18 protein-coding genes are annotated in these 17946 nt (G+C 30.5%); 15 read left to right on the top strand and 3 right to left on the bottom strand.

Translation table 11 applies throughout. From position 1 onward, the window contains the following. Positions 1–24 precede the first annotated feature (24 nt). Together efp and orn are read left to right on the top strand one after the other, a co-directional pair. Positions 25–594 (top strand): elongation factor P, encoded by a 570-nt coding sequence (gene efp, locus KFE69_06520; GenBank protein ID UTW43738.1) that lies wholly within the window; start codon positions 25–27, stop codon positions 592–594. Next, complete coding sequence (gene orn / locus KFE69_06525) at positions 594–1154, top strand: oligoribonuclease (GenBank protein ID UTW43739.1); 561 nt, start codon at positions 594–596, stop codon at positions 1152–1154. The genes efp and orn overlap by 1 nt, the downstream gene beginning before the upstream one ends. Here orn and KFE69_06530 read toward each other — a convergent pair. Next, positions 1090–3027 carry an EAL domain-containing protein gene (locus KFE69_06530; protein UTW43740.1) on the bottom strand — a complete coding sequence of 646 codons (1938 nt, stop codon included), beginning with the start codon at positions 3025–3027 and terminating at the stop codon, positions 1090–1092. The genes orn and KFE69_06530 overlap by 65 nt on opposite strands. A gap of 60 nt (positions 3028–3087) precedes the next feature. Further along, positions 3088–4389: a linear amide C-N hydrolase gene (locus tag KFE69_06535; GenBank protein UTW43741.1), complete on the bottom strand. Its 1302-nt coding sequence runs from the start codon at positions 4387–4389 to the stop codon at positions 3088–3090. A 211-nt stretch (positions 4390–4600) separates the two neighbouring features. On the opposite strand from KFE69_06535, the gene KFE69_06540 reads away from it, so the two are divergent. The 3 genes from KFE69_06540 to KFE69_06550 all read left to right on the top strand — a co-directional run bounded on the left by KFE69_06540 (position 4601) and on the right by KFE69_06550 (position 8730). Further along, the gene (locus tag KFE69_06540) at positions 4601–5659 is read left to right on the top strand and encodes a glycerophosphodiester phosphodiesterase (protein UTW43742.1); all 1059 of its coding nucleotides are present in this window, start codon (positions 4601–4603) and stop codon (positions 5657–5659) included. A gap of 181 nt (positions 5660–5840) precedes the next feature. Then, positions 5841–6995, top strand: a complete 1155-nt coding sequence (locus tag KFE69_06545; GenBank protein ID UTW43743.1) for an SGNH/GDSL hydrolase family protein — start codon at positions 5841–5843, stop codon at positions 6993–6995. A 58-nt stretch (positions 6996–7053) separates the two neighbouring features. Further along, complete coding sequence (locus tag KFE69_06550; GenBank protein UTW43744.1) at positions 7054–8730, top strand: S8 family peptidase; 1677 nt, start codon at positions 7054–7056, stop codon at positions 8728–8730. Between the two features lie 21 nt (positions 8731–8751). Here KFE69_06550 and KFE69_06555 read toward each other — a convergent pair whose 3' ends face one another. Continuing rightward, positions 8752–9156 (bottom strand): type IV pilin protein, encoded by a 405-nt coding sequence (locus KFE69_06555; protein UTW44028.1) that lies wholly within the window; start codon positions 9154–9156, stop codon positions 8752–8754. 90 nt (positions 9157–9246) lie between these two features. On the opposite strand from KFE69_06555, the gene KFE69_06560 reads away from it, so the two are divergent. The 10 genes from KFE69_06560 to KFE69_06605 all read left to right on the top strand — a co-directional run bounded on the left by KFE69_06560 (position 9247) and on the right by KFE69_06605 (position 17909). Next, positions 9247–10047, top strand: coding sequence for a prepilin-type N-terminal cleavage/methylation domain-containing protein (locus KFE69_06560; GenBank protein ID UTW43745.1), 801 nt, complete (start codon positions 9247–9249; stop codon positions 10045–10047). Next, positions 10038–10541 (top strand): hypothetical protein, encoded by a 504-nt coding sequence (locus KFE69_06565; GenBank protein ID UTW43746.1) that lies wholly within the window; start codon positions 10038–10040, stop codon positions 10539–10541. Before KFE69_06560 ends, KFE69_06565 begins: the two co-directional genes overlap by 10 nt. Beyond that, complete coding sequence (locus KFE69_06570; protein ID UTW43747.1) at positions 10542–10952, top strand: hypothetical protein; 411 nt, start codon at positions 10542–10544, stop codon at positions 10950–10952. Between the two features lie 94 nt (positions 10953–11046). After that, a complete protein-coding gene (locus tag KFE69_06575) occupies positions 11047–11493 on the top strand; it encodes a universal stress protein (protein ID UTW43748.1) in 447 nt (148 codons plus the stop codon). A 21-nt stretch (positions 11494–11514) separates the two neighbouring features. Then, positions 11515–12654, top strand: a complete 1140-nt coding sequence (gene hemW / locus KFE69_06580; GenBank protein UTW43749.1) for a radical SAM family heme chaperone HemW — start codon at positions 11515–11517, stop codon at positions 12652–12654. A 227-nt stretch (positions 12655–12881) separates the two neighbouring features. Continuing rightward, complete coding sequence (locus KFE69_06585) at positions 12882–14120, top strand: hypothetical protein (protein UTW43750.1); 1239 nt, start codon at positions 12882–12884, stop codon at positions 14118–14120. Positions 14121–14229: 109 nt separating this feature from the next. After that, positions 14230–16314 carry a hypothetical protein gene (locus tag KFE69_06590; protein ID UTW43751.1) on the top strand — a complete coding sequence of 695 codons (2085 nt, stop codon included), beginning with the start codon at positions 14230–14232 and terminating at the stop codon, positions 16312–16314. Positions 16315–16638: 324 nt separating this feature from the next. Further along, positions 16639–16818 carry a hypothetical protein gene (locus KFE69_06595; protein UTW43752.1) on the top strand — a complete coding sequence of 60 codons (180 nt, stop codon included), beginning with the start codon at positions 16639–16641 and terminating at the stop codon, positions 16816–16818. Positions 16819–16877: 59 nt separating this feature from the next. Continuing rightward, on the top strand, positions 16878–17060 hold the full coding sequence (locus KFE69_06600; protein ID UTW43753.1) for a transposase: 183 nt from the start codon (positions 16878–16880) through the stop codon (positions 17058–17060). A 129-nt stretch (positions 17061–17189) separates the two neighbouring features. Then, a complete protein-coding gene (locus KFE69_06605; protein ID UTW43754.1) occupies positions 17190–17909 on the top strand; it encodes a hypothetical protein in 720 nt (239 codons plus the stop codon). Positions 17910–17946 lie beyond the last annotated feature (37 nt).

A 17946-nucleotide genomic window follows, 5' to 3' on the forward strand; every position in this document is an offset into this window, starting at 1 on the left:
AAGACGACAGTATAAGAGGTAATTATGGCAAGTTACAGTACCAATGAGTTTAAAAATGGATTAAAGTTGTTAATTGATGGTGAACCAATGAGCATTGTAGATAATGAAGTGGTTAAACCAGGTAAAGGGCAAGCTTTTAATCGTGTTAAATTGCGTAATTTTCGTACAGGGCGAGTAATTGAGCGTACTTTTAAGTCAGGAGAAAATGTCGAAGCTGCTGATATTCTTGAACTTGAAGTGCAGTATTTATATAGTGATGGCGATCATTTTCACTTTATGCATCAAGAAAGCTTTGAGCAATATGCGGTAGATGAAAAAGCGTTAGGCGATGCAAAATTATGGCTAAAAGAGCAAGATATTTGTACGATTTTATTATTTAATGGTGAAGCAATTAATATAACACCACCGAATTTTGTTAATTTACAAATTGTTGAAACAGATCCAGGTGTTAGAGGTGATACCTCTGGCGGTGGGGGTAAGCCTGCAAAATTAGAAACAGGTGCGGTTGTTCGAGTACCACTATTTGTTCAACAGGATGAGGTAATCAAGGTAGATACACGTACGGGTGAGTATGTATCAAGAGTGAAGGAATAATGACAGAAAATTTAAAATCAAAACGCTGGATTTGGATTGATCTTGAAATGACAGGTCTAAACCCAGAGGAAGATCGAATTATCGAAATTGCAACTATAGTTACCGATACTAATTTAAATATCATTGCACAAGGTCCAGTTATCGCTATATCACAGTCACAAGATTTATTAGATGAAATGGATGATTGGTGTACAAAAACACATGGTGAATCGGGTCTAACAAGACGAGTGCAAAAAAGTGTCATAACAGAAGCACAAGCCCAAGAGAAAACACTAGAATTTCTTCAAACCTATGTTGATGAGAATACCTCACCTATGTGTGGCAATTCAGTATGGCAGGATAGGCGTTTTTTAACTAAATACATGCCAAAACTAGAACAGTTCTTTCATTATAGAATGTTAGATGTAAGTACATTAAAGATTTTAGCGCAGCATTGGAAACCTTTAGTCTATGAACGCCACAATAAAGAAGGGAAGCATTTAGCGCTAGATGATATTAAAGAATCAATTGATGAACTAGCTTATTATCGAGATTATCTTTTAAACCTTCAAGTTGATTGAAGTTAATATTTTTTATATTTTCTGGCTTATGATAATAGTAGCCTTGAATGATATCACACTGAAGTTTTTTTAAGACTTCTAATTCTTCTTTTGTTTCAATTCCTTCAGCAATTGCGTGCATATGATTTGATTTAGCCATGGTGATCATTGATCTGACGATTTCAATATTATTTGATTTATCTAAATTAGTGATAAATGATCGATCAATTTTTAAGGCTGAAATATGGTTGGACTGAAGACGTTTATAATTTGAGTATTGTACACCAAAATCATCGATGGATACTTCTAAACCGTAGTCTTTAATGAGTTGTAATGCTTTATCTAAACCTGTTTGATCTATATCATTTGATTCCACTATTTCAAAGCAAAGTTGAAACTTATTATCAAGATCAAAATTATTAATGATTCTAACAAGATCTTGTATATGCAGTGGTATCATACGTTTGGGCAAAAGTAAGTTAATTGAAATTTTAGCTATTCGATTTAGTTTTACATTTTGTATCTGATTTAGGGTGCTATAGAGTACTTTTTTATTAAGCTCTTCTGATAAGGCATGTTTATAGCATAAATCACTCATTAATAATGGACTTATCTCTTTGCTATTTAGACGGATTAATACCTCACCACCAATACATAAATTAGTTTTAAGATCGAGTTGCTTTTGAAAATATATTGAGAATAAATTTTTTTCTAATATTTCAATACATTGATCACGTAAACTTTTTTGTTTAATATAATAATCTTGAATTTTGTCATTATAAATCATTAAATTTGAATGATTTTCTTTTGCATATAAGACAGTTAAATTTAATTTATTTAGTAAATCTTTTGCATTGTCAGCATTTTGAGGATATTTGATTAGTGAGAAGCGGACTGAGTGAAAATTAATACTCATTTCTTTTTTTATCTTAGAAGATATCTCAGCGGAGATTGAAATGAGTTTAGTATGCAATTGGTCAATTTCGATTTGTGAAATTAGTATACAAAATTCATCACCACCAAATCTTGATATAATACCATTTTTATCAAACGTTAAGATAAACTCTTTGAAGTAGTTGCAAATTTGTTTAAGTACAGCATCCCCTGTAGAATGGCCATATTTATCATTAATTTCTTTAAAATTAATAATATCTAGCATAATTAAAATAAATTCACTTTTTTCATATTGAATTTTTGAATCTAACTTGTTGATTAAATAGCCTCGACTATGAGCACCCGTTAAATAGTCATGGCTTAATAAATAACGTTGTTTGTAATTTGTTTCTTTTAATGATTTATTTTTTTTAGCTAGATGATTAACTAGACTGACCATTGCTTTCATATAGCCCATGCACAAAATAATTGTTGCATATAAAATAGCAACGGCAATAATAATTTCACCAATCATAATACTTAATGAAATTAAGTCATTTGATTGAATATATGTTTTGCCGGTATAACCAAGTGATTGTAGCATATAAAATAAAACAATAAAAAATACGGCAATTAAGAGATATTTAATTAGAGTTGATGGTTTACCTAACAATGAAATATAAATAATAAAAGGTAAAATATATAAAGACCCAGTTGACATATATCCGTAACTAATAAGAGAGCCTAACCAGCCAACAAATGAAATAACAACAATAAAATATTTTTTAAAACTGATGGTTAATTGATTAAAGTAATTTAATATAAGACACACAAATGACAGTAGCATGAAAAAATAAGTTTGTAAGCTATAACTGCTAAGATAACCAAATTGTTTGATATGTATCAGACTATAAACACATAAAATAAAGATGCCAAAGGCCATACTAAGAAATAATATGTTGGTTATTTCCTTAGTATAAAGGTGTATTAATTTTTTTTGAATGGCTTCGTTTTTCTGCATATTATTTATGCTAATTAGTCATTGGTTCATTTATAAAGTTAGTTGATGATGATCAGTTTATCAATCACTTAGTACAAACTGGTCATTGATAAAATAAGAATTAATGCCAGGTATATCATATAAAGAGTATATGGCTTTTACTCTTTCATTATGATAGATATCCTTTTTAAAGGAATGAGATGAATTAAAATTCATCTCATTTAAGTCAAATATTTGATATTGATGATTAACTGCTTCGGGAATGCTTGTACGACTTTTATAATTATATAAGTCTTTATAATATATTTTTTTATTTTTAAGGTCTTTTAGCGTAACCCACAAAGTTTCACTTGTAACTTCTTCTGCAACAATTAACTGATCAATAATTAATTTTGCTTGGTATATTGCTTCTTGATTATTTTTAATTGGAGGTAAATGATTGAGTAAGGTATTAGCTCGAATAAAACGTTCAATTGATGATGTACCTTCAGGCAAGGCCAATAACATAGAAAATTTAGCTTTTTCAATATAACTATATGAATTATTTTTAATGGTTAATGTATTGAAATTATCAGGACAAAAAGATGAAACTTGAGAGTTATCACCTAATAAATTTCTATAATGAACTGCGTTTTGTATTTGTGATTGGTATGAAGGAGCATTAGTTATAACATTACCTATTGAATGAATCACAACTTGAGCATTAATAAATTCGACAACTGCACTGTCTCCATTGACATCTCTAATGGATAAATGCACAGGGATATCTTTGATAAATATACCTGGAACTGCTTTTAAAGCAGACTCTACAATTTGATATTGTTTAAGTAAATTAATTGCTTCTTTCGTTGTTTTAGCTGAGCCAAGTACAAAATCACTGGTGTCATATACAGATAAAACGGGGCGAGGATCATTTGGATTAAATTTAGGGTATATACTGCCAGGATGGAACATTGCAGAGATAGATAATCCTTCAGAGTTTATACCATCTAACAGGTTATCACCAATAAATCCTTTGCGACCAAAATATCCATAGCGATTATTCCAGTGCGCTAGTTGATTGATAGGCACGGAGTTTGAATCAATAACAATGTTGCTGATATGTGTTGTATTGAGATAACCTTTTTTATAGGAAAATGCATGATTTAATAATTTTTTGATATAAGTTTGGTATATTGGAAGTTTCGTATACCAGCTATAAGCTTGGTTTTTACTATCAAGTAATTCAATAGGAAAATCTAAAGTTCTTGCTTCAATGATATATTGTTGGTTATCAAGAAAAATATTTGAGCAAGCATTTAATGACTTTATAGCGATTAAAAAAAATAAAAAAACAAGCAAAAAGATATCAAAAAAAACTTTTTTATTAAAATAAATTATCATTATATTGCCATTAAAAGAATATCATAATTTTAATTCTAGCTGATAATTTATGATTATAAAATCATTTGCCTTTACATTAAAAAATTAAATGATAATGTATTAAAAATAACTAGATAATTTAGAAACTTGCTTATAGCATATTTTCTAGCTAGGATTACATCCAAATGTTCTTAATGTCTGATAAATATATTTTGGCTTAAGGGGTGTAATAATGAAAAAGCTATTGGTAGGGGTTTTGATGGTTGCGCTAAATTTATCAAATAATTATGCTAGTCAGTTAAATAATAACGCTAATGTGATGAGGTATAACGGCATGCCTACGCCTAAGACAGTAGTAGAAATTTATGCGCATCGAGGTGGTAGAGGTTTAGCTCCTGAAAATACCATACCTGCTTATCGCTCTGCACTAAGGCAGGGTATTGATTATGTTGATATGGATGTAGGTATAACAAAAGATGGTGTTGTGGTTGTTACACATGATTTAGAGCTTAATCCAAATATAACACGTAAAGATGGAAAATTTATTAAAGAGCCTATTCCTATCTATCATTTAACATTTAAACAACTACAAGCTTATGATATTGGTAAATTAAAGCCCAACACAGACTATGCAAAATACTTTCCTATGCAATATCAAATGAATAATGTAACTATTCCGTCTCTAAAAGAAGTGATTCAATATGTTAAATCAGTTGCAGGAAGTGATGTTGGCTTCCAGATTGAAATTAAGACAGACCCTAAAGAACCTGAAAAAACAGTAACACCAAGTGAATTTGCTAATAAATTATATCAAGTTTTAAAAGATGAAGAGATTATTAATCGATCTGAAATTCAGGCGTTTGATTTTAGATGTTTACTAGAACTTCAAAAGATAGATAAAAATGTAAAAACAGCTTACTTAACTGATCATACAAATAATCCTAAAGATGGTAATAAAAAAGAAAGAACAATATGGACGGCAGGTTATGATGTTAAAGATTATGATAACTCATTTCCAAAAATGGTTAAGGCATTAGGTGGTAGCGCCTGGGAGCCATATGAAATGGATTTAACTAAAAACGAATTTGATCAAGCACATAAGTTAGGTCTTAAAGTTGTCGTTTGGGGGTGGCCAGAACAAGAGGGTACAGAGTTTAATTATGCAAGGCTGGTAGAACTCATAGATTGGGGGGTAGATGGTATTATAACGGATCGGCCTGATGAGCTAAGAGGTATTCTGTCTGCGCGAGGGTATAACTTACCACAAGGATACAAGCTTAAGGAAAAATAATCGGTTATAAGGAAAATGCTTATGATACAAAGCATGAGCATGTATAAGTGTTATTCATTTGATTATTAAATGTGCGTCGCATCATAAAATTATGTAAAAAATTAGAGTGATGTTATTGTTGTTACAGTAATTTTAAGCTTCAATAATTTTTGTTTCATTTAGTTTGTGAAGGAGTACTGCAATGAACAAGAGTATTACGATTATCTTTTCGATGTTAAGTTTATTATTGTTATCGACATTTGTAATTTCAAATCAAGCCATGGCAAGTCAAAACCCAGCATTTTCGAGAATTCTTGTCTTTGGTGATAGCTTATCAGATATAGGCAAAATGTATGATAAAAGTTTAGGCACAGTCCCGGCTGACCACCCAACATTCCAATGGTCAACACCTTTGTATTATGATGGCAGGTTTAGTAATGGCCCAATTTGGATTGACTATTTAAAATCAGATTATGTGATGGGCGATAATCAAATTGTAGATGAAGCTGAAGGGGGTGCAACACTGTATAATTATATGAGTAAAAGCTTTAATCCTACCTATTGGGTAATTAATACCTTTAATTATGAAATATCCCAATTTTTAACAAAAGTAGATAAAAATAAAGTATTACCGGTTACTGATAATGATATTGCTATTATATGGATGGGTGGTAATGATCTTTTAACTTTTGGTTGGACTAAAACAAGCGATATTTACGATGATATGTCTAAGCTATATTTAGGCGTTGATACTTTAGTTGCAGCAGGTGTGAAAAACTTCATTATTTTAAATCTTCCTGAGTTAATTATGACACCACAAGGAAGAAGTATGAAACAGAAAAAACAGGATAAATTAAGTGAAGCAAATACTAAATTTAATGAACAATTAGAATTATCAACACAGTCAATGGCGCAGTTTTATGCACCTCAAGGGGTTAAAATTGGTTCATATGATATGATGAGTTTATTCCATGATGCATTAACTTATCCTGAAAAATATGGTTTAACTGATACACGTCATGCTTGTTATACCGGTTCTATTTTTTCTATGACATTAACTGCAGACGGCCAATACACAGCTTCTGTAAGAAAACTTTCAAGACAGTGGAATGTGCCAGAAGATCAATTAGTTGAATTTTTAAGAAATAACCCTGTATTTGCTGATAGTATGCAATGGGTTTCTAAAGAGGATAATATTCAGTCTTTAGATGCGAGTGTTGCTTCATTTAATCCAGATGACTGTCAAGGGCATTTATTCTTTGATGAGGTGCATCCTACAACTGAAGTCCACCGCATTGTTGCAGATCATTTAAGGGATTACATGAATAACGAGTGGGTATATGAAAGCTTAAGTTAAACGAATGATATAATAGTAGGGGTGATTAACTTTTTATTAAATAATATGGAGATTAGATATGACCAAAAAGATAATCACACTGGTGATAGCCGGTATTTGCAGCTCTGCATACGCTGGTCAACTACAGTCAATTATTGGTTATACAGCAAAAAATAAAGTCAAGCATGAATATATTGTAGTTCTTAAGAAAGATAATAAGAGCTTATATGGTTATCAGACTACGTCAGATTTTGTTAATGCCCAAGCTAATAAAATGATCAATAATGGTATTAAGGTAATTGATCGTTATCAGCATGCATTAGCTGGCATGGCGATTGAAGCAGATGAGGCAAAAGTTAAACAGTTATTAGATGATCCAAATATTGATTATATTGAAGTTAATCAAAAGTTTCATATCAATGATGTTCAAGATAACCCACCTTCTTGGGGGTTAGATCGAATTGATCAACATGAATTACCAATGGATGGTGAGTATACTTATGATAATTCTGGGAAAGGGGTTAATGTTTATGTCATAGACACTGGGATTAATAGAACACATCAAGAGTTTAATAATCGAGTTGGTGTTGGTTATGATGCAATTGATGATAATAATAACCCTTACGACTGTCAGGGACATGGCACACATGTTGCAGGTACTATTTCAGGTAGTCTTTATGGTGTTGCGAAAAAATCGACCGTTCATGGCGTACGTGTTTTAGGCTGTGATGGTTATGGTACAACAGATGATATTGTTAAAGGAATTGACTGGATAATACAAGAGAATCAACATCCAGCAGTTGCTAATATGAGTCTAGGTGGCGGTATCTCACAGGCACTAGATGATGCGGTTAATAATGGTGTGGCAAACGATATTACATTTGTAGTTGCTGCAGGTAATGATAATCAAAATGCATGTAATTATTCACCTGCACGCGAAACAACTGCCATTACTGTTGGTGCAACGGATGAGTATGATCAGCGTTCAGTATTTTCTAATTATGGGAAGTGTGTAGATATATTTGCACCTGGTACAGATATTACTTCTGCTTCTAATAAAGATAATACAAGCTCAAGAGTTTTAAGTGGTACTTCAATGGCTTCACCTCATGTTGCTGGTGCTGTCGCATTGTATTTAGAAGATCATACCAATGCAAAACCTAGTGAAGTTAAATCTTATCTAATTGACCATTCGACTAAAGATGCAATTAAGAATGTGGGTTCTCGATCACCAAATCGATTATTATTTATTGGTAATAAAAAAGCACCAGATATTGAGAGTCTAATTCCAGCGGTTGCTAAATTAAATTTAGCTGGTGATACAGACTCAATGCAGTATTTTGTATTTACTGTTCCTGATAATCACCAAGGTTCAATTGATATATCTTTAGGTAATGGAGATGCTGATTTATACGTTAAGAAAGATCAAAAACCATCACTAAGTAATTATGATTGCCGTCCATATTTAGCAGGTAACGATGAGCACTGTACATTATCATCATCTGGAAAATACTATGTTATGTTACATGGCTATGATCAGTATTCAGGCTTAAAGCTTGTTGGTAATGTTTCAGGGGAGCCTGGTAATATTTGTCAAAATATTCCTTTGTGGTCAAATGATACGGTTTATCAACCAAATGACTATGCTCGTTATAATAAGAAGCAGTATCGATCATTAAAATTACATATGGGGGCTAATCCAGAAAATCCTTACTATGGTAAGCTATATTGGGAATATATTAGAAATTGTAGCTAATTTAGATAGCAATTATGCCATCTAGTGTTTCCAACAATTAGAAGGTTTGCGAATTGTTTTTTGATCATTAACTTCAAGGGTTAAAATAGAACAATTTGTTTTACCTTCTCGATCATCTTTTTGACTATCTATTGCTGATGCTTTTAAAATAAAGCTATTAGCTGAAATATTAGAAACACTTAATTGATAATAATGATTATCCGTTATGTTCGCATGTGATAGTTGTTTAAGTGTGGCATAAGTATCATATCTTAAATGGTGTTTTTCTTGTAGTAAATAAAGAGACTCTAATGCTGAGATGGCTTCATAACGTCGGCTGTGTTGAATATAGCTATAATATGAAGGAACGGCAATTAAAACAATAATGCTAATAATAACCATAACAATGATGATTTCAATGAATGTGAATCCTTGGTGTTGCTTCATAGTATATTTCCATTAAAGCGTCTAAGTTATCTATAATTATAGTATCAGTTGAGTATTTAAATTTAACTATGGCGTATTTAAGGGGCTAAATTGGATAGACAAAAAGGGTTTACTTTAGTCGAGCTATTAATTGCCTTATCATTAAGCTTTTTTATTATTACAGCTTTTCTATCTTTTTTTAGTTTTATTAATACTTATGAAAAAATTCAAACAAAGTCAGTTACTGAAAATGCAAAATTACAAAAAATTATTACTTCAGTCATGTCAAATGTAAGACGAGCTGGCTATTGGGCTTCTGCCAATAAAAATATAGGCATGGGGGTTAATAATAATCCATTTATGCAAGATAAGACAAATCTTTATGTTAACCAAGATAAAAGCTGTCTTTTATATTCATATGATGTTAATCAAGATGGTCAAATTTCACCACTTGGGCAAGTAGCTTCAGATGAACGTTTTGGTTTTCGCCTTAAAAATGGGCGTTTACAAGTGCGCCCTAAGTCATTAGCGACTTTTAGTTGTCAAGATGCTTATGATAAATGGATTAATTTAACTGAATTTGATGAGGTTAAATTCAAAGACTTTCAAATTAATTTGATCAAAATTAATCAAAATATTGAGACAAGTGGTTGGGTTGTTTCTCCAAAACTTCAAAAGAGATTAGTTCATATTCAATTTGAAAGTTTATTACCCCACACAAGTGATCCAATTGTAACAATAGATCAGTTAGTTTTTGTTAGGAATAATCAGTTTATTGCAGGTGTTAGAGATATTCAAAATATTATTATTTGTCATCAACTTAAAAGTAAGCATAAAGTAACACTGGCGGTTAAAAAAAGTGCCTTAAAAAATCATTTGGCTCATGGTGATCAGTTAGGAGTATGCCAGTGATTATTCAGTCATTAGATCAGTTAAGAAAACAACGGGGCATGATATCTACATTTGTTTCAATGATGATTTTAACTTTAATGTTTATTAGTGCATTTATTTTAATAAACTATTTACGTTTATTTTATAAGGAATCAGCTACTTTACTTAAAAATCAGCAAGCGCTAGATGCTGCGATATCAGGTATGGACTATGCACAAAACTTAATTAATCAAAATAAAAATTTAATAGTAAATCAAACTAAAAATGGTAATTTTCTATATACAAAAAATATACCAACTTCAATATCTGATATTCATACTAAAATTCAAATTAAAAATATAAAAATAAATGATTATAACTTAATCGAAATTCAATCAATTGTACAAATGGGTGATCAGTCAATTATTAAAAGTGTTAATGCGCAGTTTTTTTATCAAAATGATTATGGATTATCGGCTAAAGATAGCAATCAAGGAAAGTATGTAATGATTCCTGGGTCATGGAGGGATTTTTAAATGATTAAGCAAGAAGGCATTACATTAGTTGAAATTTTAGTTACTTTGTGTCTTATTTCGCTTGGAAGTGTTTTATTAATTATGTTATTAAATTCGGGTTATCAAAATATAAATACAATGCGCTCACAACAAAATGCTTATATGTTGGCTCAAAATAAACTAGAAGAGCTAAGTGCATTACCTAGTAATCAATCTGAGCTTACTTCTGGTAGTGATCAAGTAATTATTAATTTTGAAAAATTTAAACGGGTTTGGATGATTGATGAAAAATTAAAACCAGTTAAACATACATCAGTTGTTATTGATGTTAATTGGTTTGATGAAAAGAATAATCATAAGTCAGTTCAGCTAACGGGTGTACTACCACAAACAAATTCTAATTTAAGTGGAAAAATTTTGTTACCATTTTAGAATTTAAATAGTATTTTTGCTTTAAGGGTGGGTATAATAAAGTAACAAAATAAGTTTAATTCGACAATTGATTTTTATTTAGGAGCAATAATCAATGAAGCAATATCAGCATGTCTTACTGGCAACCGATCTACATAATGATAATGACTCTGTGATTGAAGAAGCTGTAGCATTAGCTAAACGTAATAGTGCAAAGCTTAGTGTTATTAATGTATTGCCTAAAATTCCTTATTATATGGCTTCAGGCATTCCTTCAGTTGCTGATTTGGAAGACCATCTTGAAGAAGAAAATTTGAGGAAATTAAAAACACTAGAGGCAAAGATTGATGTTGAAGCAGATTATCATTTATTGCATGGTTCACCTAAGCGTAAGATTGTTTCTTTAGCTAGAGAGTTAAGTTGTGATATTGTCGTTATTGGTAGCCATGGACGTCATGGTGTAGAGCGATTTATTGGCTCTACTGCAACTGGTGTATTGCAACGTGCGCATTGTGATGTATTAGTGATTAGAATTAATGCAAGAAAACCATCTCAAGTCTAATACTATAAAATAATTATATTTATGCTTCAACTGCCTCCATTATCCTTATATATCCATTTTCCCTGGTGTGTTAAAAAATGCCCGTATTGTGATTTTAATTCTCACCAACTAAAAACTAAATTACCTGATAGTGACTACCTCAATAGCTTACTAAATGATCTAAAAATACATTTAAATGATATGCAAGGCAGGCAGTTTCAATCAATATTTTTAGGTGGTGGAACACCTTCATTATTTCCAACGAATTCATTAAGTTTATTATTTAACTATTTATTTAATGAAAACCTAGTAGCTGAAAATGCTGAAATTACTTTAGAAGTAAACCCAGGTACAGTTGAAAGAGGTTTATTTAAAGATTATAAAGCTATGGGTATTAATCGTATTTCTTTGGGAGTACAAAGTTTTCAAAATGATAAATTAAAACAATTAGGACGTATTCATAATAAGGATGAAATTTATATAGCAGTTAATGAAATTAAAACAAGTGGCATTGAAAATTTTAATCTTGATTTAATGCATGGCTTACCAAATCAAAATACCAAAGATGCATTATTTGATTTATCAGAAGCAATTAAATTGAGTCCAACACATTTATCATGGTATCAGCTAACCCTAGAACCAAATACACAATTTGAGCGTCAACCACCATTATTGCCAGATGAGGCAATATTAGAGGCAATAGAATTACAAGGCAAAGCGTTATTAGCAGAGAATCAATTTAAACACTATGAAGTATCAGCTTATGCTAAAAATGGTTTATTTTCAGTACATAATATGAATTATTGGCAGTTTGGTGATTATATTGGAATTGGTGCAGGTGCGCACAGTAAAGTTACTTATGTTAAGCAAAATGCAATTAAGCGCTATTGGAAAGTAAAGCATCCTAAGTTTTATCTTAAATCAAATGCCTATGTTAGTGGATCAGAAATTGTTGATTCAAAACAGCTTATCTATGAGTTTGCTTTAAATGCTTTAAGGTTAAATTTTGGATTTAGCTATGATTTATTTGAGTCAAGAACTGGCTTAAATAGGAATGTTTTGACAACGATAATTAATAAAGCATTAAAATTAGAACTAATCGATAATACGATTGAAAATCAACTAATTCCAACATATAAAGGTAGACTTTATTTAAATAATTTAATTAACTTATTTTCATAGCCATTACATAAAATTAGTAAAAAAATCAAGAGATTTATATTTCAAATTTTTTGTATGATTTATCTATATTAGATTCAATATTTTTGAAAATAATATTTCACTGTTTGTTTTTTGTTCATTGATATTTATATTTGATTATTTTATGCTCAAAATGTCGGAACATGTAGGGGTGGGCCGATACCAAGGGGTTGCATCATGACAATGGATTGATGGTAAGGAGAAGTGTGATGCCTACAAGTCTTAATTTTAGTGAAGTCAGTCGATTACAATATGCATTTAGTTATATTAAACAGTATGGTTTATGCGCACCTGATGAAAATGTTTATAATTACTTTCGTTTTAGTGATCAAGTTCATCACAGAATTTCTAATTTCTTTTTTGTAAGTTATGATATGGCTTCATCAGATTTAACAAGAGAAAATTTGTCGCAATATGTTAGTTTAGGTGTTCCTTTTGGAGGTAGTGAAATATATAAAAAACCCGATAAAATTTTTATTAATCATGCAATTGATACCATTGCTGATCAAGAATCAGATAGGAGAAATAATTTATTTTTAGGCCTAGGGTTAAAAACTTCAGCAGATCGTTTAATTATTTTATCTAAAGTTTTAGAAAAGCTATATCAGCTTCAAAATGAAGAATCTCCATCAGAGCAGTTATTAGCATTGATTAATGTTTGTAATGTATTAGCTAGAGATGAACGAAATCAATATTCATCGAGACAAACTAATAATTTTAAATCATTATTAAAAATTGTTCGTGATGATTTATTAGTTGCATTAGGTGATATGTCAGTTATGGAATTACGTAAGACTTATGCTCAAACAGCTGAGAATGCGTTTAATTTCACTGATCGTGTTGCACAGCAACTAAGGCATAAATATAATTTTCAATCAGAAGAATTTTCTGAGTTTTGGCAATTATTAAAAAATAGCTATCGTGTTGAAGTTGCTGAAGGTAGTGAAAAAATAACAACAAAAATTCAACAAGTAAAAGATGCATTAAATGGTATGGCTAATGCTTTAGAAGATGAGCGCAGGTTAGCAAGTTCAATTTATAAGGATTATCCAGAGCTTAGTTGGTGGGATGTTTATTGGCACATCAATGAAGATCAAAGAGATGTTTGGAATCAGTTAAAGAATCGTATGCTTAAACAGGGTAATGATACATCTCATGTAAGTATCTGTCAGCAATTGGATGAGTATATTATTGATTTAAAAAATGATATTAAGCAGATTAACTTGTATTTAAATATAATTGAGGCAATGCCTAAAGTGAAAATTGCTCAATCATTAGAAGAGAGATTAAAACCAATTTCAGATGTTATAGAAGATATAAAAGTTCATGGAAATATTCCTGATGAACTTCAAGAAGAACCTTGGCTGAACCCATCCAGCCCAGATAATCCTTTTTTTCAAGCATTTAATTCAGCAGAAAGTGATCAACCCTATAATTTAAATGCATAAAATAGTCAGTCTGCTTGTCTAATTTTATATTTTTTATATTGTTATTTCATTAATATATATTTAAAATATTAATAATATTTCATTTATTTCTATTTAGAGGGTTGCTGATGTGAGTCATTTAATAAAATTTTTTAATGAAGAATATGATTTAGATAATAAAGATGACTATAAAAAATTACGAGTAAGATGTGATACGCTTTTAAGTGTTTATACATCAAGTGCTGGTTTAAGTAAGCACGAGCTCGGCTTATATATTCATACTTTAAAAGTATATTCAGAAGTACTAAAAAAACGCGAATATAATGATCGTTTAAATCAATTGAATCAATATAAAGAACAACTTGCTAATAGATTTGATAAAAATCAGATAAAAACAGCTTGTGATGAATATTGTAATTTGTTTTATGGTGGTGATGGGAATATAGCTGACTCAGATGAGGATGGAAATGAGTTTGATGATTATAATAGCCAAAGTAGTGTAAGGCAAAATAGATTAGACCCAGTATTACAAAGCGAATTGATAAGTTTTTTGTATAAATCTTCAAGTGAAAATGAAAATGAAGAAAATCTAGATAAAAATCAAATTAATGAAGAAGGACAAAAAAGTAAATTAAAGCATGGTATTTCAATTTTTGGTTTTGATGATGTTGGTGGTACTGATGCAGTAGGTGAATGGAATTTTACAAGGTTATTATCTAGTAGATTAAGATCAGCAGCAGAACTTTATGAAAAGTTAATTCAAGATAAATTTAATATAGCGGGTGAGGCAGCTAAAGAACACATTGGAAATGTAAATAATGGAACTAATGAATTTTTTAGTTATTTTGGTGCAGTCTATTTTGTGCCAAGATTACTTGAAAAGCTTGCTAATGGTATATATCACACTGGTAAAGATGGCGATCTTGATTATTTAGAAAGTAATATGAACACAGTGATTAATGACTCAACTTGGATAACTGCAAATACGATGGGATTATTTTCATCAGTAGCTGTCGCTGCAACTTTTGTAGGTGTTGGCTTTTATGCTATTGATTTTTTTAATGACTTACATAAAGGTTATAAGAAACTTAAAGCAATAGATGATATATTAGAACATTTAAGTGCGACAAACATTAGTGAAGGGAGTAAAGAGCAAGCTAAATTAGTTGCTGATATGAAACAACGCTTAATTAAGCGAAAAGAGTATGTTAAGGCTGAAACATGTGTTAATGCAGTCGTTAATACTTTATTTTATTGTGGTTCACTTGCTATGTTAACAAACCCATTAGCTGGCGCAACAGTTATGGTTGCAGCTAGTGGTGTACAATATTATTTAAACAACTATTATTTACCTCGAAAAGAAGTTGAATGTACACATGATCAACTTGGGCTGTTAGCGCATCGATTATTAGGGCATGTTGAAAAACAGATCAATCGGCTTAAAGGCGATACAAGTGGTAAACTTAATGCCTATCAAGAAGCTCATCAGCATTTAAAAGAATTATTGGCTGAAAATGAAGATTTAGATAAGGTTGAATTAAGAAAATGTCTAGATGAAGTAATTGCTGTAAGTAAAAGAAAAAGAGACCCATCATCATTAACTAATCCTAGTAGTGTTAAAGATCTTAGAGCAGTATTACGCCCTTTTTCTAGTGGTTTGATTAATGATGGTTTAAATAAAAGTGATTATCGAGCAATTCTTAAATCAATAGATAATTTTGAAAATGATCATTCAATGCTTACTTTTAACAAATTATCTTTTTCTGATGATCAGCATAATTGTAAGCTTTTGATAGAACAGTTATTAGTTCATGTTAGAAAACAACATAGTTATTTAATTAATCAGCATAAAAGATATGGTATACATTTTTCTAAAGCGGATAAATATAAAGAAGTTTATGATCAATTAAGTAAATTGAAAAATGAAAGTACGATTGATTCGGCTAAACTGAAAAGTTGTTTAGAAAAAGTTATTAAAGCAAGTGAAATGAAAAAAGATTTATTTCACTCATGGACAGATCCAAGTAGTATTAGAGATCTTAGAGAAATATTAGAACCTTTTACTGATGTTTTAGAAAGTAATGACATAAATAATATGATAAAAAATTATGATAAAAATCATGCAATACTACCTAAAGTAGAAATTTCTTTGCCAACAATTTTTGGTCCAAAAAATATTAGAAATGGAGCGTCTAGTGCAGCTCCAGAAGTGTAATTTTCATAGTTTAGTGCGCTAAAAAGCGTTGTAAGCGATGATAGGTTGAATCCACTTTAACTTTTAGTGGCAAAGCGATTAAAAGATTAACAAAACAATCCATTCTTCGCTTGTCCCAATTTAAAAATTTGTTTAAACTTCCTGTTAGCTCATTGGTCAATCTCATTTCCGTTATTCCTGAACAAGATTGTGAAAACTGTTATTATCAATGAGCCTATTGATTTTTAAAAGTTTTTTCTACTGTCTAATGCGTTATGTCGTGTACAGACTAATCAGAGTAAATTAATTGAACAGCTTCATGCAGAATTAAAATTGGCTTGGGCAGTGAGGTTTGGAAAATCATCTGAGCAACTTGTTGATCCTAATTATCCACAGGGATCGCTATTTGATTTACCTAGAAGTAGCATGTATCGTTGGCTTATCACATTAGGTCAAAAGGTACAACCAATTGTTGATGATATTATGGAGCAAATAAAAGAGTTACCTTATATTCAAGCAGATTAAACGACATTAACGGTATTAAAAGAAAAAATAAGCCTAAGCGGCTTACATAAAGGTTAAATATGGGTTTTAATAACTCCAATGGCTGTGTATTTGAATATAATTCATCTCGCAGTAGCTATGTGATTGACAAACTTGAAGAGTATACAGGCTATATTCAAACAGATGTTTATAGTGATTATAATCCTTTTATTCAAACATTTAATTCAGCAGAAAAAGATCAAGTTCATGATTTAAATACATAAAAGATTAACATGATCAAAAAACAATCAAAAATATATTGAATATAGTATATTATATATGTTATTATGCATTTTGTTCAGTTTTTACATACCTTCTGAGCATTTAATATAAATTTGAGTTTGAGGTGATTTATGAAAATAATAATAACAACTGCTCTAGTTAGTTTACTTGTATCATTTGCAGTGCCTGTTTGGGCAAATCAGTCAAATAATTTAGATAGAAATCTAATAAATAATCATACCATGAGTGGTTTTTTTGTTTCAGCATCAGCTGGTTTAGCTCAATCAAAATCAGTATATAACTATTCTTATTCTAATGTGCTTTATGGTTATAATATAAATACTAGTTTTCCTGCTCAGAATCAAGGAGCAGTTCATTTGGGTTTAGGGTATCAATTTGGTTTTGGAAACATAGATACTTTAAAGAATTTTTATACGGGCATGAGTGTTAATTATAACAATTATGGAAAAGTGGTTGACCCATTAACTAGTAAAGTTGTTAAAAAAGGTAGTAAAAAAGGAACAATACTTTCTACTAATTATATGCAGTTAAATACTATTAATTTTGAAGGGTTTATTGGAATGCATTTTGCTTCTCCAGTGAGTGCGCAGATTGGTTTAGGTGTTGGTAACAAGCTGGGGAATCAACAAAATTTTGGATGGTTTGGATTATTTAATGCTCAGATAGGATATAATTTAACAAAGCATCTTCAGTTATACTTACGATATACACATGCTGTTTTAGTAAAAGACAGTGTTGATCTACCAGCATTGTGTTTTTGGGTTGCCTCTTCAAGCGAATCTCAAATTAGAATAAATTCTGAGCAAATAGGTCTAAAGTATATTTTTTAAATAAAGAATCACAAAATTAATCAATAACTAAAAGAGG

This window comes from bacterium SCSIO 12844 (genome assembly GCA_024397935.1).
Taxonomy (GTDB): Bacteria; Pseudomonadota; Gammaproteobacteria; order Francisellales; family Francisellaceae; genus M0027.